The organism is Arcobacter denitrificans (SeqCode), assembly GCF_048571185.1.
GTDB classification, from domain to species: domain Bacteria; phylum Campylobacterota; class Campylobacteria; order Campylobacterales; family Arcobacteraceae; genus Arcobacter; species Arcobacter denitrificans.
The window spans coordinates 771,468-797,740 of record NZ_CP182350.1 but is presented as its reverse complement, the minus strand read 5'-3'; the positions used below and the strand labels follow the sequence as shown (position 1 = coordinate 797,740).

20 protein-coding genes are annotated in these 26,273 nt (G+C 31.1%); 15 read left to right on the top strand and 5 right to left on the bottom strand.

All coding sequences use genetic code 11. The features are described from left to right. Window positions 1–8: 8 nt before the first annotated feature. Genes lpdA through aceE form a run of 3 tightly spaced genes read right to left on the bottom strand, consistent with a single transcriptional unit; the run spans window position 9 to window position 6,216 of the window. Entirely contained in the window at window positions 9–1,775 is a 1,767-nt protein-coding gene (gene lpdA / locus ACNI28_RS03925) for a dihydrolipoyl dehydrogenase (RefSeq protein ID WP_419765722.1), read from the bottom strand. 9 nt (window positions 1,776–1,784) lie between these two features. Then, window positions 1,785–3,521, bottom strand: coding sequence for a dihydrolipoyllysine-residue acetyltransferase (gene aceF, locus ACNI28_RS03920; protein WP_419765720.1), 1,737 nt, complete (start codon window positions 3,519–3,521; stop codon window positions 1,785–1,787). A 10-nt stretch (window positions 3,522–3,531) separates the two neighbouring features. Next, a complete protein-coding gene (aceE, locus tag ACNI28_RS03915; RefSeq protein WP_419765718.1) occupies window positions 3,532–6,216 on the bottom strand; it encodes a pyruvate dehydrogenase (acetyl-transferring), homodimeric type in 2,685 nt (894 codons plus the stop codon). A 326-nt stretch (window positions 6,217–6,542) separates the two neighbouring features. Between aceE and ACNI28_RS03910 the strand changes: the two genes are divergently transcribed. The 7 genes from ACNI28_RS03910 to ACNI28_RS03880 all read left to right on the top strand — a co-directional run bounded on the left by ACNI28_RS03910 (window position 6,543) and on the right by ACNI28_RS03880 (window position 12,605). Further along, the gene (locus ACNI28_RS03910; RefSeq protein WP_419765716.1) at window positions 6,543–7,307 is read left to right on the top strand and encodes a lipoate--protein ligase family protein; all 765 of its coding nucleotides are present in this window, start codon (window positions 6,543–6,545) and stop codon (window positions 7,305–7,307) included. After that, a complete protein-coding gene (gene lipA, locus ACNI28_RS03905) occupies window positions 7,291–8,208 on the top strand; it encodes a lipoyl synthase (protein WP_419765714.1) in 918 nt (305 codons plus the stop codon). Before ACNI28_RS03910 ends, lipA begins: the two co-directional genes overlap by 17 nt. 83 nt (window positions 8,209–8,291) lie before the next feature. Then, window positions 8,292–9,329 carry an FkbM family methyltransferase gene (locus ACNI28_RS03900; RefSeq protein WP_419765713.1) on the top strand — a complete coding sequence of 346 codons (1,038 nt, stop codon included), beginning with the start codon at window positions 8,292–8,294 and terminating at the stop codon, window positions 9,327–9,329. 13 nt (window positions 9,330–9,342) lie between these two features. Next, complete coding sequence (locus tag ACNI28_RS03895; RefSeq protein ID WP_419765711.1) at window positions 9,343–9,537, top strand: YwbE family protein; 195 nt, start codon at window positions 9,343–9,345, stop codon at window positions 9,535–9,537. Next, complete coding sequence (locus ACNI28_RS03890) at window positions 9,537–9,989, top strand: YaiI/YqxD family protein (protein WP_419765709.1); 453 nt, start codon at window positions 9,537–9,539, stop codon at window positions 9,987–9,989. The genes ACNI28_RS03895 and ACNI28_RS03890 overlap by 1 nt, the downstream gene beginning before the upstream one ends. A 181-nt stretch (window positions 9,990–10,170) precedes the next feature. Continuing rightward, the gene (locus ACNI28_RS03885; RefSeq protein WP_419765707.1) at window positions 10,171–10,614 is read left to right on the top strand and encodes a cache domain-containing protein; all 444 of its coding nucleotides are present in this window, start codon (window positions 10,171–10,173) and stop codon (window positions 10,612–10,614) included. Between the two features lie 116 nt (window positions 10,615–10,730). Continuing rightward, window positions 10,731–12,605, top strand: a complete 1,875-nt coding sequence (locus ACNI28_RS03880) for a HAMP domain-containing methyl-accepting chemotaxis protein (protein WP_419765705.1) — start codon at window positions 10,731–10,733, stop codon at window positions 12,603–12,605. A gap of 1 nt (window position 12,606) precedes the next feature. On the opposite strand, the gene ACNI28_RS03875 is transcribed toward ACNI28_RS03880, so the two are convergent. Then, window positions 12,607–13,584: an endonuclease/exonuclease/phosphatase family protein gene (locus ACNI28_RS03875; protein ID WP_419765703.1), complete on the bottom strand. Its 978-nt coding sequence runs from the start codon at window positions 13,582–13,584 to the stop codon at window positions 12,607–12,609. On the opposite strand from ACNI28_RS03875, the gene ACNI28_RS03870 reads away from it, so the two are divergent. After that, window positions 13,574–14,521 carry a DUF234 domain-containing protein gene (locus tag ACNI28_RS03870; RefSeq protein WP_419765701.1) on the top strand — a complete coding sequence of 316 codons (948 nt, stop codon included), beginning with the start codon at window positions 13,574–13,576 and terminating at the stop codon, window positions 14,519–14,521. The two genes, ACNI28_RS03875 and ACNI28_RS03870, sit on opposite strands and share 11 nt — an antisense overlap. Before the next feature lie 573 nt (window positions 14,522–15,094). On the opposite strand, the gene ACNI28_RS03865 is transcribed toward ACNI28_RS03870, so the two are convergent. Next, on the bottom strand, window positions 15,095–15,850 hold the full coding sequence (locus ACNI28_RS03865; RefSeq protein ID WP_419765700.1) for an alpha/beta fold hydrolase: 756 nt from the start codon (window positions 15,848–15,850) through the stop codon (window positions 15,095–15,097). Window positions 15,851–16,691: 841 nt separating this feature from the next. Here ACNI28_RS03865 and rpsL point away from each other — a divergent pair. The 7 genes from rpsL (at window position 16,692) to ACNI28_RS03830 (ending at window position 26,271) form a co-directional block, all read left to right on the top strand. Continuing rightward, complete coding sequence (gene rpsL, locus ACNI28_RS03860; protein ID WP_298749334.1) at window positions 16,692–17,066, top strand: 30S ribosomal protein S12; 375 nt, start codon at window positions 16,692–16,694, stop codon at window positions 17,064–17,066. 16 nt (window positions 17,067–17,082) lie between these two features. Next, window positions 17,083–17,550, top strand: a complete 468-nt coding sequence (gene rpsG / locus ACNI28_RS03855; protein ID WP_419765697.1) for a 30S ribosomal protein S7 — start codon at window positions 17,083–17,085, stop codon at window positions 17,548–17,550. Window positions 17,551–17,559: 9 nt separating this feature from the next. Further along, the gene (gene fusA / locus ACNI28_RS03850) at window positions 17,560–19,668 is read left to right on the top strand and encodes an elongation factor G (protein ID WP_419765695.1); all 2,109 of its coding nucleotides are present in this window, start codon (window positions 17,560–17,562) and stop codon (window positions 19,666–19,668) included. Window positions 19,669–19,797: 129 nt separating this feature from the next. Further along, entirely contained in the window at window positions 19,798–21,885 is a 2,088-nt protein-coding gene (locus ACNI28_RS03845) for a TolC family protein (protein ID WP_419765693.1), read from the top strand. After that, window positions 21,875–24,031 carry a type I secretion system permease/ATPase gene (locus tag ACNI28_RS03840; RefSeq protein WP_419765691.1) on the top strand — a complete coding sequence of 719 codons (2,157 nt, stop codon included), beginning with the start codon at window positions 21,875–21,877 and terminating at the stop codon, window positions 24,029–24,031. Before ACNI28_RS03845 ends, ACNI28_RS03840 begins: the two co-directional genes overlap by 11 nt. An 11-nt stretch (window positions 24,032–24,042) precedes the next feature. Further along, the gene (locus ACNI28_RS03835; protein ID WP_419765689.1) at window positions 24,043–25,383 is read left to right on the top strand and encodes an HlyD family type I secretion periplasmic adaptor subunit; all 1,341 of its coding nucleotides are present in this window, start codon (window positions 24,043–24,045) and stop codon (window positions 25,381–25,383) included. A gap of 18 nt (window positions 25,384–25,401) precedes the next feature. Continuing rightward, entirely contained in the window at window positions 25,402–26,271 is an 870-nt protein-coding gene (locus ACNI28_RS03830; RefSeq protein WP_419765687.1) for an NAD(+)/NADH kinase, read from the top strand. The last annotated feature ends 2 nt before the right edge of the window (window positions 26,272–26,273 follow it).

Below are 26,273 nucleotides of genomic sequence, written 5' to 3'. Positions count from 1 at the left end.
AAAGAGAATTATCTCTTTTTAGCTTTTGCATTTGGTAAGTCTGTAATACTTCCTTCGAAGATTTCTGCAGCCATACCAACTGATTCATGTAAAGTAGGGTGTGCATGAATTGTTAGTGCAATATCTTCTGCATCGCAATCCATTTCAAGTGCTAGTGAAATTTCACCTAGTAATTCACCTGCATTATCTCCAACAAGTGCTCCACCAATTAATTGATGAGTATCTTTATCAAAAATAAGTTTAGTCATACCATCACTTGAAACATCAGCAGCTAAAGCTCGACCTGATGCAGACCAAGGGAAAGTTGATACTTCATAGTTTATACCAGCTTTTTTTGCTTCATTTTCAGTCATACCAGCCCATGCAATTTCTGGGAATGTATAAGCGATACTTGGGATTTGTTTTGGTTCAAAGAATACTTTATGTCCTGCTATAACTTCAGCTGCAACATGACCTTCATGTACTGCTTTATGTGCAAGCATAGGTTGACCAACAATATCCCCAATAGCATAGATATTTTCTACATTGGTTTTCATTTGATTGTCAACTTTTATGATTCCATAATCATCGACATTTACTCCACAATTTTGAAGGTCTAGTTTATTACCATTTGCACTTCTTCCCATAGCTACAAGAATTGCATCATAAACTACAGCACTATCAGGTGCATTTTTACCTTTAAATTCAACATGAACACCATCTTGTTTTGGGATGATTGATTGTGCTTGAGTTTCAAACATTACATTAAATCTTTTTGCATTTGATTTAGTATACATTTTAACTATATCAGCATCAGTTCCACTCATTAGCTGTTTACCTCGAACTACAAAGTCAACTTCACTTCTTAGTTTTTGATAAACTGTTCCCATTTCAAGACCAATAATTCCTCCACCCATAACTAGAAGTTTTTTAGGTACTTCTTTTACTTCTAAGGCATCAGTAGAATCCCAAATTCTTGGATCTTCATGTGGAATAAATGACATTTTAGAGCTTTGAGATCCTGCTGCTATAATACAATTATCAAAAGTAACTTTTGTTTGCTTACCTTCAACATCAGTATGTTCAACAATAACAGAGTTTTTATCTAAGAATTTAGCATTACCTTGGATAACTGTTACTTTTCTCATTTTAGCCATTGCACCTAAACCATCAGTTAGTTTTTTTACAACGCCACTTTTATAAGCTGCAACTCCTGGTAAATCAATCTCAGGTTTTGCAAACTTAATACCTGCATGTTCAATGTGCTCTGCTTCTTCCATAACTTTTGCCACATGAAGAAGTGCTTTTGAGGGAATACAACCAACATTTAGACAAACTCCACCTAGTGTTGGATATCTTTCTACTAAAACTGTATCTAAGCCTAAGTCAGCACATCTAAAAGCAGCAGAATAACCACCAGGTCCTGCTCCTATTACTAGTACTTGTCCTTTTACTTCATCTGCACCATCAGTATTTGTAGAAGTTTTTGCTGGTTTGGGAGAAGCTGGTGCTTCTTGCACTTTTTCTTCAACAGCTGGTGTCGCTGAAGTTTCATCTTCAACTTCAACTCTAACGATTAAATCACCAGAGTTAACTTTATCTCCAACTTTTACAAGTATATCTTTTACAATACCACTGTGAGTTGTAGGAACATCCATAGAGGCTTTTTCAGTCTCTAAAGTGATAAGTCCATCTTCTTCTTCTACTTTATCTCCAATGCTAACCATAACTTCAATTAAGTCAACATCTTTGTCAGCACCCAAATCAGGAATTAAAATATCTATAACTTTACTCATTTTTCTTCCTTACAGACTTAATAGTCTAATATCACTTAATAGTTGTGATAATGTAGTTGTAAATCTCGCACCATCAGCACCATCAATAACTTTATGATCATAAGATAGAGATAAAGGTAATGTTAATCTAGGTATGAAGTTTTCACCATTCCATACAGGTTTCATTTCAGATTTAGATAATCCTAAGATTGCAACTTCAGGAGCATTGATAATTGGAGTAAATTTAGTTCCACCAATTCCACCTAAAGATGAGATTGTAAATGAAGCACCTTGCATGTCAGTTGATTTTAGTTTACCATCTCTTGCTTTTTGTGATATTTCAGCCATCTCTATTGCAATTTGTTTAAATCCTTTTTTATCAACATCTTTGATAACTGGGACAACAAGTCCATTTGGAGTATCAACAGCAATTGCAATATGGAAATATTTTTTCATAATTAGACTTTGTCCATCTGTACTTAATGAAGCATTAAATTTTGGATGAATAGCTAAAGCTTTTGCTACAGCTTTTACAACAAATACTAAAGGTGAAAGTTTAAATCCATCTGCAATAGCATTTTGTTCTTTTCTAAAACTTTCTAATTCTGTGATATCAGCTTCATCAAACTGTGTTACATGAGGCATTGCTAACCAGTTTCTATGTAAGCTTGGTCCTGAGATTTTTTGGATTCTACTAAGTTCAACAGTTTCAATTTCACCAAATTGTGAGAAATCTATCTCTTTTGCTTCCGGTAAATTAAATCCAAGCCCACTTCCTGTAGCTGCTACTGCTGGCTTAGATAACTGCTCTTTTACATAAGCTTTTATATCATCTTTAAGAATTCTATTTTTTCTACCAGTTCCTTTTACAAAACCTAAGTCAACACCAAACTCACGTGCAACTTTTCTAACTGATGGAGATGCATAGATTTTCTTAGCTTTTTGGGTTAATACAGCTGTTGCTTCTGGTGCAGATGTTGCTGCAACCTCTTGTACAGTTGTACTTTTCTTTGGTTCTTCTTTTTGAACAGGAGCTTCTTTTTTAGTTGAAGTTGGAACTTTTGATTCCATAACTACTGTTTTAACCATTTTTGCGATTAAATCGCCAGAATTTACTTTAGATCCTGCTTCAACAAATAGTTTTAAGATTTCTCCTGCAAATGGTGCTGGCACATCCATTGATGCTTTTTCTGTTTCAAGTGTGATTAAACCATCTTCAAACTCAACAGTATCACCAACATTAACCATTACATCAATAAGGTCAACATCTTTATCTGCTCCTAAATCAGGAACATGAACTTCTTCAATTACTGAACAAATAGTTTGTTCATTTACAAATTGACAAGAAATTTCTGCCCCTGAAGCTGAAATTTCTTGAAGCTCAGCTTCTGCTGATTTTAAATCCATTTTACCAGAACCCTTAGATGACTCTTCTTTTGAAGCTTCTTTTTGTGGAGCTTCTTCTGTCTCTTTAGAAGCAGAAGTAGAAGCTCTTTCAGAAGTAGTATCTTCACTACTTGCTTCATCTTCAACTTCAACTTTAGCGATTAAATCACCAGAGTTTACTTTATCTCCTACTTTTACAAGAATCTCTTTAATAACTCCTGCATGAGTTGTAGGAACATCCATAGATGCTTTTTCAGTTTCTAAAGTAATTAAACCATCTTCAACTTCAACAGTATCACCAATACTAACCATAACATCAATTAAATCAACGTCTTTGTCTGCTCCTAAATCAGGAATAAAAATATCTACTAATGTACTCATCTTATACTCCTTAGGCTTTTAGTGGATTTGGTTTAGTTGGGTCTATATTGTATTTTTTCATAGCTTTAGTAACAACAGATTTCTCAATTTTACCTAATTTAGCTAATTGAGCTAATGTTGTAAATACAATAAAGTCAGTATCAACTTCAAAGAAAGTTCTTAAGTTTGCTCTACTATCAGATCTTCCAAAACCATCAGTTCCAAGTGCTTTAAAGCTTCCTTTTACAAATGGAGCAATTTGTTCAGAATAAGATTTTATGTAATCAGTTGCTGAAATAATAATATTTTCATCATCACTTCCAAGCACTTGGTCAACATATGCAATTTCATCTTCTGAATCAATATTTAATAAGTTTCTTCTTTCAACTTCTTGTGCTTCTCTTGTTAATTCATTGTATGAAGTAGCAGAATAAAGTTCAGAAGCGATTCCATACTCATTTGCTAAAATATCAGCAGCTGCTAATACTTGTTGGAAAATAGAACCAGAACCTAATAATTTAACTTTGAAGTTCTTTTTAGCTTCTACAGTTTTAAATTTATAGATACCTTTTAAAATACCTTCTTCAACACCTTCTGGCATTGCAGGTTGTTTGTAGTTTTCATTCAGTGTTGTAATATAATAGAATACATCTTCTTGGTTTTCACCATACATTCTTTCTATACCTTTTTGAACCACAACAGCAACTTCATATCCAAATGTTGGGTCATAAGAGACACAATTAGGTACTGTATTAGCAATAACATGTGAGTGACCATCTTCGTGTTGTAAACCTTCACCATTTAGTGTAGTTCTACCTGAAGTTCCTCCAACTAAGAAACCTCTTGCCATTTGATCTCCAGCTGCCCAAGTAATATCACCTGTTCTTTGGAATCCAAACATTGAATAGAAGATATAAAATGGAATCATTGGACAATCATTTACAGAGTATGAAGTTGCAGCTGCAACCCAAGAACCCATAGCACCAAGCTCATTAATACCTTCTTGAAGTACTTGACCTTTTTTATCTTCTTTATAGTATGCAACTTGATCTCTATCTTGAGGGATATATTTTTGCCCCTCAGAAGAGTAAATACCTAATTGTCTAAACATACCTTCCATACCAAAAGTTCTAGCTTCATCTGGAACGATTGGAACAATTCTTTTTCCAATTTTTTTATCTTTAACTAAAACATTTAAAATTCTTACAAATGCCATAGTTGTAGAGATTTCTCTATCACCACTTCCACCTAAAACTGATTCAAATTTATCTAAAGCAGGAAGTTCAAGTTTTTCACTAAATTTTGCTCTTCTTTGAGGAAGATGTCCATATAACTCTGTTCTTCTTTCTTTCATATATTTCATCTCAGGAGAATCTTCTGCAAATGTATAATATGGGTATGATTCTAAATCTTCATCTGAAACTGGAATTCTAAATCTATCTCTAAATTGTTTTAATGAATCAGTATCAACTTTTTTAACACCATGAGCGATATTCTTACCTTCTGCAGATTCACCCATTCCATAACCTTTTACAGTTTTTGCTAAAATTACAGTTGGTCTATCTTTAGTTGCATTTGCTGCTTTATATGCTGCATAAACTTTTAATGGATCATGTCCACCTCTGTTTAATGCAAAAATTTCAGCATCAGACATATTTTCTACAAGTTTTGCAGTTTCTGGATATTTGTTAAAGAAGTTTTCTCTTGTGTAAGCTCCACCTTTTTGTTTAAAGTTTTGGTACTCACCATCAACAGTCTCTTCCATAAGTTGAAGAAGTTTTCCTGAAGTATCTTTTCTTAATAATTCATCCCAATGTCTTCCCCAGATTACTTTTAGTACTCTCCATCCATTTCCTCTAAAGTTACCTTCAAGTTCTTGAATAATCTTACCATTTCCTCTTACTGGACCATCTAGTCTTTGTAAGTTACAGTTGATAACAAATACTAAGTTGTCTAGTTCTTCACGTCCTGCCAGTCCAATTGCACCTAATGATTCTGGTTCATCACACTCACCATCACCCATATAACAATAAACTTTTTGTTCACTACAATCTTTGATACCTCTATCAGTTAAGTATTTTAAGAATCTTGCTTGATAAATAGCTTGGATAGGTCCTAGTCCCATTGATACAGTTGGGAACTGCCAATAGTTAGGCATAAGTTTTGGATGTGGATAAGAAGATAATCCATCACCTAGTGCTTCTTGTCTGAAGTTATCCATTTGAGCTTCTGAAATTCTACCCTCTACAAAACTTCTAGCATAAATTCCAGGAGCAATATGTCCTTGATAAAAAACTAAATCTCCACCATCTTTTTCATTTGGTGCTCTAAAGAAGTGATTAAATCCTACATCATATAGTGTTGCAGACGATTGAAATGACGCAATATGTCCTCCAAGCTCTAAATTCTTTTTAGATGCTCTTTGTACCATCATAGCCGCATTCCATCTTATAGCAGATCTGATTTTTTTCTCAATATCTCTATCACCTGGCATTTTAGGTTCATCATTTACATCAATACTGTTTAAATATGCTGTTGTAGCTTTAAAAGGCAAGTATGTACCTTTTCTTCTAGCCTTATCAATTAGTTTCTCTAAAAGAAAGTGTGCTCTTTTAGGTCCTTCGGTTTCTAATACTGCATCTAAAGCTTCAACCCATTCTTGTGTTTCTTGTGGATCAAGATCTTTTATGACATCGTTTAAGTTTTCAACTGACATTTAGTAATCCTTGTTAGATTTTTAATTATAAATTGCGATTTTTCCCACTATTACAAACGAGCATATGCACATTATGTAAAAATAATGTAGGCTCAGTATCGTGTTTATCGAATTGTGAGCATATGATACGTATTTTTACTTAAATTAAATTTATAAATTAAATTAATTTATATTTTTAAGTTAAATTAGAAATATTATCAATTATAATGAAAAAAGTGCAAATTTTAATCAATTTTAACATAAAAATATGTTAAAAATATGTAAAATTTTAATTAAAATTTAAGTTTAAGATAAAAATAATTATTTTTATTGTTAAAAAGGTTTTTATGATTGAAGAAAAAAGCTCTTTTAGAGTGATAAAAGATGCTAAAAACAGTGCTAAAATTAATATGGCAACAGATGATGCATTGATATCATCATTTGAGAATAATGATATACCAATATTAAGAGTATATCATTGGACTAATTCATTTACAATAGGTGTATCACAAGACTTTTCTTCATATTCATTTGCAAATGAGTATGAAGGTGATTATGCCAAAAGAGTAACAGGTGGTGGAGTGTTATTTCATGGACATGATTTATCATATTCATTGGTAATACCAACAGCTTTACTAAAAAGTTACAATATTAAACAATCATATGAAAAAATTTGTTATTTTTTGATAGATTTTTATAAAAAACTGGGTTTAAAGACCAATTATGCCAAAGATGATGAGAGTGTAATGTTATCAAAAAATGAGTTTTGTCAAGTGGGTTTTGAAGCCTATGATATTTTGGTAAATGGACAAAAAATTGGTGGAAATGCACAAAGAAGAACAAAAAAAGTGATATTTCAACACGGATCAATTCCAATTTGCTCTGTGAAAAAAAGTAACACAAATAGTGAAAATAGTAACAGCATTGATAATAGATATGGAATAAGCCTAGAAGATTTAGATATAGATTTAACATATGAAGAAGCAAAAGAGTTATTGATTGACTCTTTTGAAAAAAGTTTTAATGTGGAGCTAATACCTTCACAGTTAACACAAAAAGAAAAAGATAAAAAAGAAGAGTTATTAAAGGATAAATATGACTATGCCAAATAATATAGAATTTAAAGAGAAAAAAGTAAATTATAAAAAACCAGAGTGGTTAAGAAAAAAATTAACACCAAGTGCACAAATAGAGATGGAAGGTCTTTTAAAAGATGTAGGTGGATTACATACAATATGCCAAGAAGCAAAATGTCCAAATATAAGTGAATGTTTTGCAAAGAAAAATGCAACATTTTTAATTCTTGGTGATATATGTACAAGAAGATGTTCATACTGTAATGTAAAAACAGGACTTCCAACTGAGGTTGATTTGTCTGAAATACAAAAAGTCACGACTTCTGTAAAACATCTTGGACTTAAATTTGTAGTTATTACTAGTCCTGCAAGGGATGATTTACCTGATGGTGGAGCACAACAATTTTATAGAGTGACAAAAGATATTTTAGAAAAATGTCCCGATACACAAGTGGAGATTTTAATACCTGATTTTAAAGCAAGTGAAGAATCACTCAAAACAGTTATTGATTCTGGTGCTGTTATTATTGGACACAATATTGAGACAGTTCCAAGATTTTATAAAATCAGAAAAAATGCTTCATATGAAAGAAGTATTCAAGTATTGAAAAGACTAAAAGAACTTGGTGGAGATAAAATCAAAACAAAATCAGCTCTTATGGTAGGACTTGGTGAAACAGAAGAAGAGATGGTACAAGTATTTAAAGACTTAGTTGCTGTTGGCTGTAAGTTCTTAAGTATAGGACAATACTTAGCACCAAGTGGAGATTATGCAAAAGTGATTGAGTATGTAAAACCAGAACAGTTTGCTAGATATAAAGAACTTGCTATGGATTTAGGCTTTGAATTTGTACACTCAACTCCATATGCAAGAAGTTCTTATTTAGCACATGAGTATTTAGGTCATGAAAGTGCAAACAAAGATTTACTAAAATAATAAGATGATATAATCCTTCAAATAAAAAAGGATAACTCATCAATTTAATAGGGCTTGATTACATAAATCAAAAAGATAAAGAGTTGGTTGAACTCTTTATCTCTTCTAAAACTACTAATAAATATATTCTAGGTATAAACAAACTTACAAAATCAGTTTTAAAACATATAGAAGTAGCTGGTATAATTGATGATTTTACAAGGGTTCAAAGTTCACGTAAAAAAACAGTTCTTAAAATAGAAGATGTTCCAAAAGATGCTTTGATATTATCAACCTCAAGTGGAAGTCCCCTTGAAGTAAAAAATGCCCTTGAAAAGATGGGATTTAAAAACATAAATTATCTAGCTCTTTGTAAATATAGTGAGTTAGATTTGGTAAGTCCAGATTTTATAGCTGATTTTAAAGATGACTTTATAAAAAATAGAAACGAGTATGAAAAAACTTATAATCTTTTAGCAGATGAAAAGTCTAAGAAGATATTTGAAAAGGTGATTAACTTTAAGATTTCTTATGATTTAGAGTTTATGCAAGGTTTTACAAATGACCACAAAAGCCAATATTTTGATAAAGAGATAATTCCTGATATAAAAAATATAAGATTTGTAGATGGTGGTGGATATGTTGGAGATACTTTAAAAGAGATAATCAAAAACTATCCAGATTTTGAAAAGATATATTGCGTAGAACCAAACAGTTTACATATAAATATAGCAAAAAGAGATTTTGAAAAGTATGAAAATATTGAGTTTATAAACTGTGGGCTTGGAAGTAAAAAAATAGAAGATGAAAAAAAAGAAGAGTTACAAAATAATTGTGCTCATGATTATCAAGCAACAAATATAAATAGTATAGATAATCTCATAAGCCAAAAAGTTGATTACATAAAACTAGACATTGAAGGTGCAGAACAAGATGCAATAAAGGGTGCAAAAAATACAATAAAAAAATACAAACCTATACTTGCAGTTTGCATATATCATAAAGCTCAAGACTGGCATAAGATTTCAAAACTAGTCTTAGAAATAGAAGATAATTATGATATTTATTTAAGACATTATATGGAAGGAATATATGAGACAGTTATGTATTTTATCCCAAAGATTAGCTATACTACAAAATAAAAGAAGGAAGTAAATGAAAGATGGAAAAAAACGTTTTGATGTGAAAATTGGAGCAACGGTAAATATTGTTTTAAAACAAGACCAAAGAACAGGCAAATTAACTAAAGGAATAGTGAAAAACCTTTTAACAAACTCTCCTACTCATCCCCATGGTATAAAAGTAAGACTTCAAGATGGTCAAGTTGGAAGAGTACAAGAAATATTATAATGAAACTTTTTATAGATGGAGATGCTTTTCCTAATATGCTAAAACCCATAGTATTAAGAGCTATTGAAAAAAATGCCTTAAAAACTTTAGTTTTTGCAAACAAAAAAATAGATATTGGCAAGTCAAATCATATAAAGTATATCATAGTTGATATGGGTGCAGATGAAGCTGATAATAAAATAGTTGATGAGGTTCAAAAAGGTGACTTAGTGGTTACCGCTGATATTCCATTGGCTTCAAGAGTCATAGAAAAACAAGCTCATGCAATTGATCATAGAGGTGAGACTTATACAGATGATAATATCAAACAATATTTAGCCATAAGAAATCTCATGCAAAGTATAAGAGATGCAGGAGAAATGACAAAAGGCCCACCTCCTTTTAATAAAAAAGATGTTCAAAAATTTGCAAGTTCATTGAACATGTTTTTACAAAAATGTGAAAACTTTTAACAAAATTGTATAATATCTATATAATATATAAGTTATAAAGTTATTTAAAAAAATATATAATTGATAGGAGCTCCATTTTTTAGGAGCTTCTTGTAATATTTGTCAATTATTTCATTTTCTTCAAATTAAGTATATTTTAATAATATATATGTAAATATTTATAAAACAACAAGGAGAATACATGAATAAATTAGTTACACTAGGGGCATCGTTATTATTGAGTGCTACTTTCTCATTTGCAGATAGTACACCAGACCAAGCAAAAGCTTTAGCTGAAGAGGGAGCTGCATATTGTAAAGAGGTTGGCGTTGCTAAATGTGTTGAAGAATTCAATAAAAAAGAGAGTAAGTTTGTAAGAGATGACTTATATATCTGGGCTAATGATTTTGATGGAGTAATTACTGCTCACCCTAAAAAACCTTTAAAAGGTAAAAACCTTTTACATTATAAAGACAAACAAGGAACAGAGTTATTTAATGATTTTATTAAAAAAGTAAAAGCAGAAGGTTCTGGTTGGGTTGATTATGTTTGGGCACACCCAGCAACTGGAAAACAAACACCTAAAACATCATACGTAATTGGAATTGGTGAAAATCAATTAATTGGTGCTGGTGCATATAAATAATCAAAAGATGTAATATGATTTAAAACCTCCAAAATTTATTTTTGGGGTTTTATTTTCTATTTAAGTACACTCTTGTGTGTATTTAAGTGGGGAATCTAGAACTTATAGGATGAGGAATGTTTGGAATAAAAAACTTGAAAATTGGAAAAAAAGTACTTATTGCACCTGCAATATTAGTAATATTTTTAATAATACTTGGTATCTTTTCTACAAATGCTTTAAAAACTGAAAAAGAGACTTTAAATAATATTGTTGAAGTTAAATTTGAACTGTATAAATCAAGTAGTTCAATTTTATCTGATATAAATCAGTTTAATTCAATTTTATATAAGGTCTTTAGTTATACCTCTGATGGTTATGCTCAAACAGAAATTGATAAACAGTTGGCAATTTTGGATGAAGTACAAAAAAGATATGTATCTACAGCTGCAAAAATAGTAAAAGAACCATTTTTAACTAAAAAAGAGAAAGCTACATTTATTCAAGTTCAAAAAGATATTAAGGCTTATAACCAAGCGGTAAAAGATGCTATAGAAATGTTAAGTATAGATATTGGAATGGCAAATCCAATGTTATCTGTTACAGATGAACTTTACGTAAAGCTAAATAAAAATTTAAGTAAAATAAGTGCTCAAGCAGACAAAGCAAATAAAGAAGCATATGAATATGACTTAAAACAGATTGATAAAACACTTAATATTTTGTATGTATTAATAGTGGCTGCACTAGTTATTGCAGTATTTGTAATATCTTCAATTACAAAAGCGATAAAAGACCCTTTAGTAGAGTTTCAATCAGGACTGTTAGAGTTCTTTAGATATTTAAATCTTGAGACAAAAGAAGCCAATGAGATAAATATTGATTCTACTGATGAATTAGGTCAAATGGCAAAAATAGTAAATGAAAATATTTTAAAAACAAAAGCTAATGTTGAAAATGATAGACAAATAGTTGATAGTGCTATTGAGTGTGCAAATGAGGCTAAAAAAGGTTTCTTAGGTAAGAGAATACAAGGTGAAACTTCTAACCCATCATTAAATGAGTTAAAAAGTGTTATTAATGAGATGCTAGTAGCAGTAGAATTAAATGTAAAAAGTGCTATGTCAGTTTTATCTTTATATACAAGTTATGATTATAGATCAAAAATAGATATTTCAAAAATGGATGGGGAATTAAAAGCCTTATGTAATGATGTAAATAGTCTAGGTGGTGCAATTACTACTATGTTAATAGAGAACAGAAACACGGGAACTACACTTTCTCATAATTCTGAAAAATTATCTAGTACTATTTCAGGACTAGCTGTTGCTGCAAATAAACAAGCTGCATCACTAGAAGAGACAGCTGCTGCTGTTGAAGAGATAACTGCAAATATTAAAAATAGCTCTTCTAATATCATGCAAATGAATACATATGCAAATGAAGTTTCAAGTTCAGTTACAAACGGAAGAGAACTAGCTTCTAGAACTGCAACATCAATGGATGAAATAAATGAACAAACAAACGCAATTGCAGATTCAATTGGTGTAATTGACCAAATAGCATTCCAAACAAATATTCTTTCTCTCAATGCTGCTGTTGAAGCTGCAACTGCTGGTGAAGCTGGAAAAGGTTTTGCTGTTGTTGCACAAGAAGTAAGAAACCTAGCTTCAAGAAGTGCAGAAGCTGCTAAAGAGATAAAAACTCTTGTTGAAAATGCAACTGCAAAAGCAAATGAAGGTAAAAATATCTCAAGTGAGATGATTCAAGGTTATGAAAAGTTAAATACAAATATTCATAATACTTTATCTTTAATTAGTGATATTTCAACTGCATCAGGTGAACAAACAGGAGCAATTGAACAAATCAATGATGCTGTTGTATCTTTAGATTATGTTACACAACAAAATGCATCAGCCGCTGATGAAGCTAGTGGTGTTGCAAAAGAAGTAAAAGATATTGCTGATAGAGTTGTACGTAATACAGAAGACAAAGAGTTTGAGGGTAAATAGTCTAATCTATAGTTACTTCACAAACTACTTGGGCATGGTCACTTTCTAATAGTGACCCGTCTTGGTTTTTTTTAAGATGTTCATCAAATACTTCATACGAAACTATTCTATCTTTTAAATCCTCTGATATAAAAATAAAATCAATAATATTTCCATTTGAGAAGTAATAACTTGTAGGAGTTCTTTCTATACTTTTTTGTTCTGGATGAGGGTTATAAATCTTTTGTTCATGATGATAATATGCATCAAAAAGTATATATTTATCTTCTTCTAGCTTTTCATGATAAGCCTTATTTGTCAAAGCGTCAATAGTCATGGAAAACTCTTTATCGTTTAAATCACATAAAAAGATAGTGGGTATTTTAGACTCTTTTATATCCATAAAAAGTGAAGAGGCTTCACACAATCTTTGTTTTAATACACTGGAAAAATCATTTTCAAGTGCTATTTTTGTTTTTTCTAACTTTTCTTTTAAGCTAGTCTCTTTATTAAATATATACTCAAACTCATTTAGTCTATTTGATTTGAAGTGATTTACATAAACTGCAATTTTGCTTTTATTGGGAAGTTCAATAATAGCTTTTATTGGAATCCTTGAAAAGGCAAATTTTTCTTTAAAGTTATGTTTTTTTATACTATCTATATCATATCTTACATTTTTATTAGAGATAATTGGAAATCTTGAAGCAAGGGCTAATACTGTAGTTTTATAAATAGTTGGATTTTTTGCATTTGTCTTTGGCTTATCTACACTTAAAAAGTGTTCATAACCTAATTCTTTACAAAGCTCTTTTAACTCTTCTATTGAAAATACTTCTTGAAAACCAATAATATCAGCATCTAAAAGTTTGATTTGATTTTTTATCCAAGATAGTTTCTTTTCCCATTGCTCTTTTGTAAATCGGTCTTTTTTAAAATACCAAGAAAAAGGAGGAGCTGAAAATTGAAATAGATTAAATGTAGCAAATTTGATATTCATAAAGGTATTATATCCGATTTATGTTATAATCCCAAAAACAAAAAAAGGCTTTACCATAATACTAAATACTAAAACAATATTAGAACAGTTTCAATATTTTTGTAAACAAAATAGTCCAAAAGATATGGAAACAGCACTAAATTACTTTGCCATTTTTGGTGGATTGGATATCAAAATTGACACTACTAAACCACTTGGCAAACTAATAGAGCGACATATATTAGATGAATATTATGATTTACAAGAGTATATTTCAAAACTAACAAAAAACTCTTTACCATACTACAAAGTTCTAACTGGTATTGCTTTAGGTGATAGAAGAGTTAATAGTGCATTTAAAAGAGCTGATGTTGAGTATGATGAAGGTATCAAAGCCTTACATGACCTAGAAGAGTTAGAGGTAATATATACTGAAACTTCAATTGACCATATTACAAATAAATTTGAAGAAAATGAAGTAGCTGATAAACTACTATTCAATGCTCCTTTTTTAAGATTTTGGTTTGCTTTTATTTCTCCACTTTATAGGGGAATTGCAAGAACAGAATACAAAGAGTTTTTTGAAAGGTTCAATAACTACAACTCAGAGTTCATGCAACTAATATTTGAACAACTAAGTCATGAGTATGTAAAAGAGCTTTTTAAAGATGATGCTATTGAAGAGATTGGAAGATACTGGGATGAAAAAGATGAGATAAATCTTGTAGCTGAAACAGAATCAGGGAAGATTATTGTAGGGTCTTGTAGATATGCAAATAGTAAGATGAAAAAGACAGAAGTTACAAGACTAAAAGAGCTTTGTGAAAAGTTAGAGATAGTTCCTGATTATGTTTTATTATTTTCAAAAAGTGGTTTTACTAATGAAGTGAAAGCATTGAAAGGTGATGGGTTGAGATTATTCACTGTAAAGAGTTTGAAAGCTTTAGTAGAAGCATAAAATATAACTCTTTCTCTTGAAGAGGATAAACCTCTTCGCTTTTTCACTTTTTGGTGGCAAAAAGTAAAACAAAAAGCCACCAACGGTTTCAAAGCCCTTTGGGGTTCCCTCACTTATTACTTTTATATTTTCTGCTTGGCAAAACTCGTTTATTAAAACTTGCATTTAGCAACTTTTAAACACTCAAACAGTTGCCAATCTTGTTTAGAAAAGAGAAAAATAAACATTCGGCTTTTGCAAATGTTGGAAATGAAAGGTGGGATAAGGACATTTGCATTTTGATTTGTTTAGACTTGTAACTTCTCTTTAGTTAAGTTATAAATGATAGTTTGAACTTTCTTTCTTCCCAGACTTTGATGAAGCCGGAAGTTAGATGTTTATTTTCGGTTACGCCCGAAACTGTTTGAACGTTAAGAAGAGTGCTAAATGCACTCTTTAGTGAGTTTTGCAGGGCAGGAAATAAATATATAACTGTAGGGAATCTTTGACTTCATCAACTCGTCTGGTTGCTTTTTGTCTTACTTTTTACAACTAAAAAGTAAGAAAGCGAAGAACTTGTTCTTCAAGAGTAAACTATTTACAAAACCTCTCTATTTTACTAGCAAAATAAACAGGGCACTCTATCATCGGATAGTGTCCTGCTTCCATACATTCTATTATCTCAAAATCATTATAATACATCTCAAACTGTTTTTTTATATTGTTTTTATGAAAAGCAGGTAAGTCATGATGACCTACTATTATTTTTATGGGTATAGTTATAGCTTTTACTTCAGCTATAAAATCAGTTGTAAGATACATCGTCATATATCCAGTTCTAGCTTCCAAAGTTGAAGCTTCATATCCCATTTTGATTCTATAATCTTTCCATTTTTGATTGTATCTGCTACTTGCACTTTCAACTACATATTCTATGAGATTTTCATTTTTTTTCATGCTGGCGATTAGCTTAGCTTGAGCTTCTGGTTTCATTTTTATACCAGATGCGGTGATTGGAGTTATTAGAATAAGTTGTTTGATTCTATCATCTATTAGGGCTACTTTTTGAGCTATCATTGTAGACATTGAGTGGGCTAGAAGATTTACTTCTTTTAGCTTTAGTTCTGTGATGAGGTTTTTTACATCATTGCCTGCTTCATCACAAGTATATTCTCCAAGTATATCTTTTGATAGTCCATATCCCCTATGGTCTACGAAAATATATGTGAAATTTGTGGTATCTATATAAGGTAATATTGCATCATAATTTCTATGGTCACCCATAAGTTCATGTAGTACAATAATTGTTTTATTGCCTGTGCCTATTTTTTTGTAGTTAAGTAAAATCATGGTGAGATTTTATCAAAAAAATCTGAAATTGTTTCATGAACACCTGACGGTCTTCGCATTTCTTACTTTTTGATCTCGAAAAAGTAAGCAAAAAAGACTGCCAAGTTGATGAAGGCAAAGCTCCCCTACAGTTTTAAAATAAGTTTTCTGCCTTGCGAAACTCGTCGAAAAAGTCCATTTAGGACTTTTGTCTCCTCAAACAGTCCTCAGGCTTTTCCGAAAATTATTTCAAAACTTCCGGCTTCATCAAAGGCAGAAAGAAATTCATTCGGTTGCTTCTTTATATGTACTATCTTAATATTAGGTAGAGTAAGTAGAAGATAAAACAAAAGATAATCAAAAATGCAAATGTCCTTATCCCACCTTTGTTTCCAACATTTGCAAAAGCCGAGCGTTTATTTTTCATTTCGGAAAAAGCTGAGGACTGTTTGAATAAAAAAGAGTGATAAACTCACTCTTTTTTATGAGTTCCGCAAGCTAGAAATTAAAAATAATAAGTGAGGGAACCCAAAGGGCTTTGAAGCCGTTGGTGGCTTTTTGTTTTACTTTTTGCCACCAAAAAGTGAAGAAGAAAAAATAAGAAGTCTGCAAGAGAGAATATAGATAAATAAGTAACTTCTAAGTTATACTTAAGTATAATCCCTAACTTTTTTAGAAAACAACTAACGTTTCTCTAGAATGGTAGTATCGTTTTGATTATGAAACTTTTCATATGTCATGGCATCTTGAGGATGTAACGAGAAGCATGAGCATGCTTAAAGGCTCAAACCAAGAAAATAGAGAATCTACATGATTCAACACGCAAATATTAGACTCTCTATAATAAAACTAAAGGGAAAAAATGCCTACTATTAATCAATTGATTAGAAAAGAGCGAAAGAAACAGGTTGAAAAATCTAAATCTCCAGCACTTGCTAAGTGTCCACAAAGAAGAGGTGTATGTACAAGAGTATATACAACAACTCCAAAGAAACCTAACTCGGCTTTAAGAAAAGTTGCAAAAGTTAGATTAACTACAGGATTTGAAGTTATTTCATACATTGGTGGGGAAGGTCATAATCTACAAGAACACTCTATCGTTTTAGTTAGAGGGGGAAGAGTTAAGGATTTACCTGGGGTTAAATACCACATCGTTAGAGGTGCTTTAGATACTGCTGGTGTTGCAAACAGAACTGTTGCAAGATCTAAATACGGTACTAAAAAGCCTAAGAAATAAGTAGAAGGATAATAAAATGAGAAGAAGAAAAGCTCCGGTTAGAGAAATATTAGCAGATCCTATCTACAATAGTAAAGTGATCACAAAATTTGTTAACACAGTAATGTTAGATGGTAAAAAATCTGCTGCTGAAAAAATTATGTATGGTGCAATTGCAAACTTAGACGCTAGAGGTGAAGAAGCTGGTATCGAATTATTTGAAAAAGCAATTGAAAATGTTAAACCACTTTTAGAAGTAAAATCTAGAAGAGTTGGTGGAGCTACATATCAAGTTCCTGTTGAAGTTAGAGCTGTAAGAAGACAAACTTTAGCATTAAGATGGCTTGTTGATGCTGCTAGAAAAAGAAATGAAAGAACAATGGTTGAAAGATTAGCTAACGAATTATTCGAAGCTGCTAACGACAGAGGGTCTGCTTTCAAGAAAAAAGAAGACATGCATAGAATGGCAGAAGCTAATAAAGCATTTGCACATTATAGATGGTAGGAATTATAAATGGCTAGAAAAACACCACTTAACAGAGTTAGAAATATTGGTATTGCTGCTCACATTGATGCAGGAAAAACTACGACTACTGAAAGAATTTTATTCTATACAGGTGTATCACACAAAATTGGAGAAGTACATGAAGGTGCTGCTACAATGGACTGGATGGAACAAGAGCAAGAAAGAGGTATTACAATTACTTCTGCTGCTACAACTTGTCACTGGAAACACCCAAAAACAAATGACGACTTACAAATAAACATCATTGACACTCCGGGTCACGTTGACTTCACTATTGAAGTTGAGAGATCTATGAGAGTTCTTGATGGTGCTGTTGCAGTTTTCTGTTCAGTTGGTGGGGTTCAACCACAATCTGAAACTGTTTGGAGACAAGCAAACAAATATAAAGTACCAAGAATGATATTCGTTAATAAAATGGATAGAACTGGTGCTGATTTTTTCATGGTTGAAAAACAAGTTAATGAAAGATTAAAATCAAATGCAATTCCTATTCAATTACCAATAGGTGCAGAAGAGAACTTCAAAGGTATTATTGATTTAGTACAAATGAAAGCTATCGTTTGGGATGAAGATGCTGCTATGGGTTCTAATTACCACATAGAAGAGATTCCTGCTGAGTTATTAGACCAAGCTGAGCAATACAGAGAAGCAATGGTTGAAGCTGCTGCTGAACAAATTGAAGAGTTAATGGAAAAATACCTTGAAGGTGAAGAGTTAACTGAAGATGAAATCACAAGAGGTATCAAAGCTGGTTGTTTAAATATGACTATTACTCCAATGACTTGTGGTACTGCATTTAAAAACAAAGGTGTTCAAACTTTACTTGATGCTGTTGCTATGTATTTACCAGCTCCAACTGAAGTTGCTGATATTAGAGGTGAAACTCAAGATGGTGATGCTGTAATCGTTCCTTCAACTGATGAGGGTGAAGTAGCTGCATTAGCATTTAAAATTATGACTGACCCATTTGTTGGACAATTAACATTTGCTAGAGTTTATAGAGGGCAACTAGAGTCTGGTACTTATGTAATGAACTCAACAAAAATGAAAAAAGAGAGAATCGGAAGATTACTTAAAATGCATGCAAATAACAGAGAAGAGTGTTCTGAGTTATATGCAGGTGAAATTGGTGCAGTTGTTGGTCTTAAATCAACAATTACAGGTGATACATTAGCATCTGAGAAAGATCCAGTTATCTTAGAGCGAATGGAATTCCCAGAGCCAGTTATTTCTGTTGCAGTTGAACCAAAAACTAAAGCTGACCAAGAAAAAATGGGTATTGCTTTAGGTAAACTTGCTGAAGAAGATCCATCATTTAGAGTAAATACAGATGAAGAATCTGGACAAACTATTATTTCAGGAATGGGTGAATTACACCTTGAAATTCTTGTTGATAGAATGAAAAGAGAATTCAAAGTTGAAGCTGAAGTTGGTGCTCCTCAAGTTGCTTATAGAGAAACTATCAAAAATGAAGTTAAATCAGAATACAAATATGCTAAACAATCTGGTGGTAAAGGTCAGTATGGACATGTATATTTAACAATTACTCCTCTTCCAGCTGGTGGAGAAGAAAACTTTATTTTCAAAAATGAAATTAAAGGTGGGGCTGTTCCAAAAGAATATATCCCAGCTGTTGAAAAAGGTTGTGTTGAAACTATGCAAGGTGGTATCCTAGCTGGTTACCCAATGGTTGATATTCAAGTTACACTTTATGATGGTTCTTTCCATGACGTGGATTCATCTGAGATGGCGTTTAAACTTGCTGCTTCTATGGGGTTCAAACAAGGTTGTAGAACAGCAGCTGCACAAGCTATTATCTTAGAGCCAATCATGAAAGTTGAAATTGAAACTCCTGAAGATTATATGGGAGATGTTATTGGGGATTGTAATAAAAGAAGAGGACAAGTTCAATCTATGGATGATAGAGCTGGTGTAAAACTTGTTGTTGCAATGATTCCATTATCTGAAATGTTTGGATACTCTACAGACTTAAGATCTATGTCTCAAGGTAGAGCAACATACTCTATGCTTTTTGATGCATATCAAGAAGTTCCTAAAAATGTTTCTGATGAAATCATCAAAAAGAGAAACGGTTAATATACATTTCTTAGCCTTATCTTAAAAAAACCCTAGCTTTATTAAGCTAGGGTTTTTTTTTAGCTTGCAGTTTAAAATTTTATAAGAATTTAGATAAAATATTAGATAAATCAAGTTTTTAGAGTGTCAATGAAGATAATTAAAATAATTCTTTTATTACTGTTTTTTTATGTATACTCGTATTCTGAAACTTTAAAAGGGATTGTAGTCGAAACTCTACAAAACAATCCTAAAATCAAATCTATCGAAAGTAATTCAAAAGCAAATAAACTTTATGTTGATGAAGCATATGGGGACTACTTGCCAACCTTAAGCTACGAAGCATACATTGAAGACAAAAAAACAATAACTACTCCACTAAATGGAGCTTCAAGACAAAAGAGTGTAAATGGTTCAAATCAGCAATTAAAATTAGAACAGATAATTTATAATGGAGGACTAAGAGGTGCTCAAGTAGATGAGGCTAAGCACGATTATCAAGCAAAACTCATATCAAATATATCAGAAACTGAAAATGTCGTATTAGAGACAACTTTAGCATACATAGAGTATGTGAAAAATTTAGAATTAATAAAACTTACAAAAAATAATATTGAAATACATGATAAATATTTTGAAATAGCAGCACAAACTGAAGAGGTAAGTGGAGATGTTGTTGATAGAATGTTGGTTGAGAACAAAATTTTAACAGCAAAAGAGAAATTAGTTGATCTTCAAAACGAAGTTGATAATACAAAAACTCTTCTTCAAAGATATTATCCAAAAGAGATTTCAAGTAGTGCTTGTAGACCATATATTAGTCGAGCAGTTATACCTAAAAAACTAAGTAAGATTTTAGAAATTGGTGTTAAGAATAATTATAAAGTACTTGAAGAAATAGAAAATATCAAAGCGCAAAAAGCTGTTTTAGAACAGGAAGTTTCGCGATTTTTGCCCACTTTAAAGTTCTATTTATTAAAAGAGATTGATAGTGGTGTTGATATAGAACATACAAAACAAAACCATGAAAGCGCAAGGGTAAGTTTAAGTTACAATTTGTTTAATGGGATGAAAGATAGATCAGTATATTTAAGAGAAAGACTTTTTTTAGAAGAATCTCAAAGAAATTTAGATGATGTGTCAAAAGATGCAAAACAAAAAGTAGAGTCTGAGTATACAACTTATCAAGCTACAAAGCGAAGAGTTGACATAATGAAAGAGCATGTTCTCAAACTAAAAGAGATATTAAATTTATTTGAAGAGCAGTTTGATGGAGGTACTCGAAGTTTCATTGATGTACTAAATCAAGAAGAAGAACTATATAGAAAAAAAAGTGAATTGATTACAGAAGAGTTTAAGAATTTCAATAGTTATTATAATTTATTATTTAATTTGTCAAAATTAAGTGATACTATTTATGCCCTTGATAACAATGTATGTGGGGATATAGAAGTAGATATTAGAATTAAAAAAATTAAAAAACAAACAGTTTCTAACGAACTTGAAGATTTATTATCAGGAGATGACAACTTACAATTAGGTGATGAACAAATAGACCCAGAGATTAGCAAAAAAGAGAAAGTAAATAGAATTTTTAATTCACTTTTAGAAGATATTTATAGTACTGACAAAATAGATAAAGTTGATTTAGAAACACTAAAAAATAAAAACTATGAAAATAGAGTTAATAAAGATGAAGAGAGAATAAAAAGAATACATGATAAAATCGATAAAGAGATAGAAGATTTACTTTTTGAAGATGAAAATAAACTATTGGAAGAGAATATTGTTGAAGAGGAAAAACCTGAAATATTAAAAGAAGATATTAAAACAAATATTGAGTCAGAAATTGTTCAAGAAGATAGTATTGTTGAATTAAATTTAGATAAAAAATCAAATAATAATCACTTGAAAATAAATGAAGAGTTTTTTAAAGAACATGAAAGAGCTTATTCAATTGTTGCACTAACAGGTATAAACGGTAAGGTTGATGTGGATTATTTTATACAAAAATACAAGTTAGATGACAATGCTTTAATTTATAAATTTAAAACGGGTGGAAATGATTATATAAGAGTATTATATGGTTTTTATAATAGTGTGAGAGAGGCAGAAGAGGCATTGGCAAACTTAGATGATGAGATACAAGTTACTGATCCATATGTAGATAACATACAAAGACATCAGTTTTTATACAACAAATATAAATCTTCATGGGGAGAGAAAATTGAACAATAATGAATTAATGAGTGAATTAGAAGATATGGCAAGCAATAAAAATGTTGATACATTTTTAGAGTCCTTACTATTTTTAGCAAAATATCATGAGAGGCAAGCTACAAAAGAGTCTTTAATCTCTGGTTTAGCAATATATGACTCTTTTATGTCCCCTAAAATGTTTGAAGAAGCTGCAAAAAGAATTGGTTTAAAAATCAAAACTTTGAAAAGAAAGATAAAAGATATTTCAGAAGAGGCACTCCCTTCTGTTATGATTTTAAATGATAATACTGCTTGTGTTTTATTAGACATAGACTTTCATAAACATAGTGCAAAAGTTCATATGCCAGGTGTTAGTGATGGAGTTACAACAATAAGTATTAAAAAACTTGAGGAGTTATATTCAGGTTTTATGATGCTAACAAAGCCTGAATATAATTTTAATACAAGAATAAAAAAAGATATTGAAATAGACAAACCAAAAGAGTGGTTTTGGGGTGTAATGAGATTAAATAAAAATATTTATAAAAGAGTAATAGTCGCAGCACTTTTAATAAATATGTTCATAATGGCCACACCACTTTTTACTATGAATGTCTATGATAGGGTTTTACCAAATAATGCCATGGCAACACTGTGGGTTATGGCTATTGGTATTTTAGTTGTGATGATTTTTGATTTTGTATTAAAACTTATGAGGTCACACTTTTTAGAAGTTGCTAGTAAAAAATCAGATGTAATTATGTCTACAAATATATTTGACCAGCTATTAAATATAAGACTTGATTCAAAACCAGCTTCTACTGGACAGTTTGTAAATAGATTACAATCTTTTGAAAGTGTTAGGGAGTTTTTTGCAAGTGCTACAGTTGCTAGTATTGTTGACTTGCCTTTTGTTATTTTATTTATAATTATTATATTTTATATAGGTGGTCCAGTAGGATATATATCAATAGCAACAGTGATAATTGCATTTGGTTTTTCTTACTATATGCAAAAACCTATAAAAAAGAGTGTTCAAGAGAGTGCAAAAGAAGAACAAATAAAACAAACAGCATTAACAGAAGCAGTATCTGGTTTAGAAATTATAAAATCAGTACGTGCACAAAATAGAATGAAAACATATTGGGCAAACTCTGTTGAAAAGACTTCTCACCATAGTAAAAAATCACATTTCTTATCTCAGATTGTGACGTTTTTTACAGCTTTTATTGCGCAATTATCAAATATTGCTATAGTAGTTGTAGGGGTATATCAAGCAAGTCAAGGTGAAATGACAATGGGAGCAATAATTGCAACCATGATGCTAAATGGTAGAGTTATTGCTCCTGTTTCTCAATTTGTAGGGATGATAATTAGACTTGATAGAACAATGCTTTCATTAGAAAATGTTGATGAGATTATGAAAATGCCAGTTGAAAGAGATGACAATAGAAGTTATTTAAGTAGAAAAAATCTTGATGGCGATATTGTATTTAAAGAGGTTATATTTTCTTATAAAGGACAGCAGTTTGATGTACTAAAAAATATTAACTTAACTATTAAAAAAGGTGAAAAAGTTGGAATAATAGGAAAAATTGGTTCTGGAAAGTCAACTCTATGGAAGCTTATTATGAATCTGTATGAACCAACTAAGGGCTCTATATCTATTGATAAATCAGATATTCGACAAATTGACCCTGTAGATTTAAGACGTGCAATTGGCTGTGTTCCACAAGAGCCATTTCTATTTATGGGAAGTATTAAAGATAACATAACAATTGGTGAGTTAAATGCAAGTGATGATGATGTTTTAAAAGCTTCAAAAATAGCAGGGGTTCATGATTTCTTAGGAAAACATGAAAGCGGTTATGACTTGATTGTAGGAGAACGTGGTGAAGGGTTAAGTGGAGGAGAGAGACAAAGTGTTACTTTGGCAAGAGCCATTTTAACAAATCCAAATATTATGATTCTTGATGAACCTACAAACTCTATGGATGGACAAACAGAAGAGGTATTTAAACGAAGAATTAAAGATATAGTTAGGGATAAAACATTGATTTTAGTGACTCACAGACCATCAGTTTTATCTTTAGTTGATAGATTAATTGTTATGGATGATGGTAAAATAATTGCAGATGGACCTAAAGAAGAGGTTCTAAAAGAATTATCAAATAAAGCAAAATAAAAAGGTTTGTTATGGCAAAAGAAGATATAGATTTTGTGTATTCATTACATGCACAAGCTAATTTAAAAGCAAACAAAAAGATTGATTACCTATTTGCATTAATAATATTATTTATGGTTATCTTTTTATTGTGGGCATCATTATCAAAAATTGATGAATTAGCAAGAGGTGAAGGAAAAGTAATACCTTCTGAAAAAATACAAACAATTCAGAGTTTAGATGGAGGTATTCTTTCAGAACTTTTAGTAAAAGAGGGTACTGTGGTAGTAAAGGGTCAACCTTTAATGAAAATTGACACTACAAGATTTCAGGCATCTTTAGATGAAAATGAGCAATCATTGTATAGCTTACAAGCAACAAAAGTCAGACTAGAAGCTGAATACAACCTAAAAGTAAAAGAAGAGACAAAAGAGTTAGTTTTTCCACAAGAGTTAGAAGTAGTAGCTCCAAAATATGTAAATCACCAAAGAATACTTTTTTATACAAGAGTTGATGAGTTTAAAAGTGCATTAAATATTTTAGAGACTCAATTAGGACAAAAAATCCAAGAGATGATTGAGTTAGAATCAAAAAGAGACAATTTAAAAAAGAGTCTGAATTTACTTGATGAACAATATAAAACTGTTCAAAAGTTTGTAAAATCTGGTTCAAAATCAACTATAGATTTAATCACAATTAAAAAAGAGCTAAATACAGTAAGAAGTGAATTTGAAACAACAAAGATTCAAATCCCAAAGGCAAAATATGCAATCAATGAAGCTGAGAATAGAATACTTGAAAAACTCAAAAACTTTAAAAGTGAAGCTTTACAAGAGTTGGAAAGAGTTAATAACGAATTAAAAGTTTATGAGTCAAAAATTGTATCAGAACAAGATAAGCTAGATAAAACAGTTGTTAAATCCCCTGTTGATGGTATAGTGAAAGTTATAAATATGAATACAGTAGGTGGAGTTATAAAAAGTGGATTTGATTTAATAGAGATTGTTCCCCAAAGTGATATTCTTCTAGTAGAAGCAAAAATTGACCCAAGAGATATAGCCTTTATAAACCCAAGCCAGAAGGCAATAGTAAAAGTGACTGCATATGACTTTGCAATTTATGGTGGATTGGATGGTAAAATAGTAGAGATTTCAGCAGACAGTATTGTTGATAAAGAGAGCAAAACACCAAAGTCATATTATAAAGTTGTTGTTAAAACTGACAAAAACTATTTAGAGAAAGATGGTAAAAAACTGCCAATTATTCCAGGTATGATTGCTAGTGTTGATATTATAACAGGGCAAAAAACAATTTTGGACTTTATATTAAAACCAATTTTAAAAACAAAACAAGATGCCTTACATGAAAGATAATTTTGATATAATCCAAACATGAAATTAACCACAAGCAATGAAAAACTAAAACAAATCAAAAAAGCAGGCTTTATTTTAAAGCCTGACTATCCTGAAATAAAAGATGAATACAATATTATTAAAAATCATTTTTTAAGAGCTAATATTGAAGTTACATTAGAAAAAAATAGTGCAAATATGATTGGTGAAGAGGGCGGAGTTGAACTTGATGAGTTGTCAAAAAATAGTGATTTTTTAGTCTCTGTTGGCGGAGATGGAACACTTATTTCGGTGGTTAGAAGAAGTTTTAAGCATCATATTCCTGTACTTGGTATACATCAAGGAACCTTAGGGTTTTTGACAGATATAAGGCTTAGTGAAGTTGAGAAATTTTTAGCATTGATGTTTGAACACAAATATAGAATTGACCATAGAATGATGATAAAAGGTTATGCAAAAGAGCAAAGTTTTGTGGCTTTTAATGATATAGTAATTTCAAGAAAATCTATGTCTTCAATGATAAGTTTAGATGCAAAGATTGATGGTAAACACTTCAACTCTTATTATGGTGATGGAATTATAATCTCAACACCAACAGGTTCTACGGCTTATAATTTATCTGTTGGTGGACCTGTAGTTTTCCCACTTACTGAAGCTTTTATTGTAACTCCCATAGCACCACACAGTTTAACCCAAAGACCACTGGTCTTACCAGCTGATTTTAAAATAGAGTTTACTATAACTGATAAACAAGGTGCTTTGGTAATAATAGATGGTCAAGATACATATGAAATAAATGAAAATGAGAGTATCAAAATAGAGATTTCTGATAACAAAGCAAAATTAATCCATAGATGCCAAAGAAACTATTTTGAAGTATTAAATGAAAAATTAAGATGGGGAAATTAATA